The organism is Gordonia sp. HS-NH1 (genome assembly GCF_001418765.1).
Classification (GTDB): domain Bacteria; phylum Actinomycetota; class Actinomycetes; order Mycobacteriales; family Mycobacteriaceae; genus Gordonia.
The window spans coordinates 13,663-16,038 of sequence record NZ_LIYC01000062.1; the positions used below are offsets into that span (position 1 = coordinate 13,663).

Here is a 2,376-nt window from a genome sequence, read left to right on the forward strand (position 1 = left end):
GCTCCAGCCCTTCACCGCCAGGACACGTGCTGTGGCGAGTGGATCCCGGAGCGCGACGCCGATGAATCGCAGCCATCGCGGCAACCGTCCGTCGCCGTCGGTCATCGGCGCCTGCAACAACCCCATCGCGTTGGAGCCCTTGCCGTATCGGACGGGTTCGACGTGGGTGTCCGGCGTGGGGTAGAACGACGACGTGATCGCCACGCCCTTGGTGAGGTCGAGGGATTCGTCGACGCGGTAACGGGTGGCCCCGAGGATCGACTCGGAGTTGGTCCTGGTCAACTCGCCCAGTCGCGTCGAGAGCTCAGGAAGGCGGCCGGAGTCCTTGAGCTTGTGCAGCAACTGCTGGGTACCCCAGGTACCCGCCGCGAAGACGACATTGTGAGCGGTGAACGCCTTCTCGCGCTTACGAATCCAGGCACCGGTCTTGACTGTGTCGACTGTCCAGGAGCCATCGGGTCGCTGACGCACGTCGGTGACGGTGGTCAGCGGATTCACCACCACTCCAGCGCGTTCGGCGAGCCCGAGGTAGTTCTTGAGCAGCGTGTTCTTGGCACCGTGACGGCAACCTGTCATGCACTCGCCGCACTCGATGCAGCCGGTGCGATCCGGTCCGACCCCACCGAAGTAGGGATCCGACACGGTACGACCGGGCTCGCCGAAGTACACCCCGACCGGAGTCTGGACAAACGTGTCGCCGACACTCATGTCGTCGGCCACCGACCGGATGATCTCGTCGGCAGGCGTCATGTGCGGGTTGGTGACCACGCCCAGCATGCGACGCGCCTGGTCGTAGTAGGGCGTCAGCTCGTCTTCCCAGTCTGTGATGTGCGCCCACTGCGGATCGCCGAAGAATGCTGATCCCGGCTGGTAAAGGGTGTTGGCGTAGTTGAGAGAGCCCCCCCCGACTCCCGCCCCGGCCAAGATGACACAGTCGCGAAGTAGGTGGATGCGCTGAATCCCGTACGCACCCAGCTTCGGCGCCCACAGGAATCGTCGAACGTCCCAGCTGGTCTTGGCGAAGTCCGCATCGTCGAATCTGCGGCCGGCTTCGAGAACGCCGACCCGGTAGCCCTTCTCTGCCAGGCGAAGGGCGGTGACGCTGCCGCCGAACCCGGAGCCGATCACCAGGACGTCGTAGTCGGTGTCTTTCTCGCTCGCCTCAGCGTTCATTGGATGCTCGCAATCGTCTGTGGGCGTGGGTATTACGTGGCTGATTGAGCCTCTACAGGAACACGTCCCTGTGATGACCGTGTGCCGGTCGCCGCTTCTGTCCGTCCTGGCCAAGCGGGGCGGTGCGGCCGGACACAGTGTGTTGACACTGTGAGATGAACTGTATTGTTTCTACACATAATTGCCTAATGTGTCAAACACTCAGGCGGGCGCCTTAGGCCTGCATGCCAATTCGGGCATGATGGACACATGGCTACGCCCCCGAGCTTCCACGACGAAGTACGCGACCTGCTGCGCGATCGCATACTCGACTCCGCTCGCGATCTCGTGGTGGAACGGGGATGGTCCGCGGTGAACATGTCCCGGGTGGCGCGCGAGGTCGGAATCAGCCGTACGACCCTCTACAACGAGGTCGGGACCAGGGATCAGCTTGCGGCATCGCTGATCGCACGCGAGGCAGACCGCTTCCTCCACGGGGTCGTCGAGGGCATCGCGGACGAACAGGACATCGTTGACGGACTCACAGCCGCCGCGGAGCGCACACTGACCCTTGGTGAGGACAACGAGCTTCTGATGTCGATCATCTCGGGCAGACTCCAGGGCGGCGAACTCCTGTCGCTGGTCACCGTCGACTCAGAGGTCGTCCTCGGGCGGGCGACGCAGGTGGTAGCCGATCAGATCCGTTCTCGGAAGCCCGATCTCGACGAATTCGCGCTGGAGTCGATCACCGAGATCTTCGTACGACTCACCGTGAGCCACCTGCTCCAGCTCCGGGGTTCGCGTGCCGAATCCGTCGTGCAGATCCACGCTGTCATTCTCGCCTTGTTCGCAAGCCCGCCAGCTCCCCCGGCGGGATGACGCGTGGACGGAACAAGCCAAGCCGAGCGCTTTGAGAACACTGATCCCCATCTTCGGGAATCGCTTGTGCAGCCAGGTGGCCAGCGCCATTCCCAGGGAAAGATGGCCTCACGCCGGTTGGTGCGTATCGCCCGGACAGTTCGTCGAGCGACGTCTTCGGGCTCCAGAACCGGAAACCACTGCGACATCCGGGGGTACCACCCCATGTCTGCATCGTTCCGTTCGAAGTAGTCGGTGTTGACCTCCGAAGGGCAGACGAGTGAGACTCCGATGCCATAACGACCGACTTCCTCGCCGAGACTGTTCGAGAACCCCACCATGGCGGCCATAACGGTGGCTAGAACG

2 protein-coding genes are annotated in these 2,376 nt (G+C 63.3%); one reads left to right on the plus strand and one right to left on the minus strand.

Features of this window, described 5'->3' with window-relative positions; genetic code table 11:
• On the minus strand, nt 1–1,173 hold a 1,173-nt coding region (locus AMD30_RS25590; protein ID WP_231632830.1), incomplete at its 3' end, for a GMC family oxidoreductase N-terminal domain-containing protein.
• Nucleotides 1,174–1,422: 249 nt separating this feature from the next.
• Here AMD30_RS25590 and AMD30_RS23135 point away from each other — a divergent pair.
• Nucleotides 1,423–2,031, plus strand: coding sequence for a TetR/AcrR family transcriptional regulator (locus AMD30_RS23135; RefSeq protein WP_005201328.1), 609 nt, complete (start codon nt 1,423–1,425; stop codon nt 2,029–2,031).
• The last annotated feature ends 345 nt before the right edge of the window (nt 2,032–2,376 follow it).

Bases quoted from the DNA above. Each gene is read 5' to 3' on its own strand.
- AMD30_RS23135 (WP_005201328.1), top strand. From the start codon at position 1,423: ATGGCTACGCCCCCGAGCTTCCACGACGAAGTACGCGACCTGCTGCGC.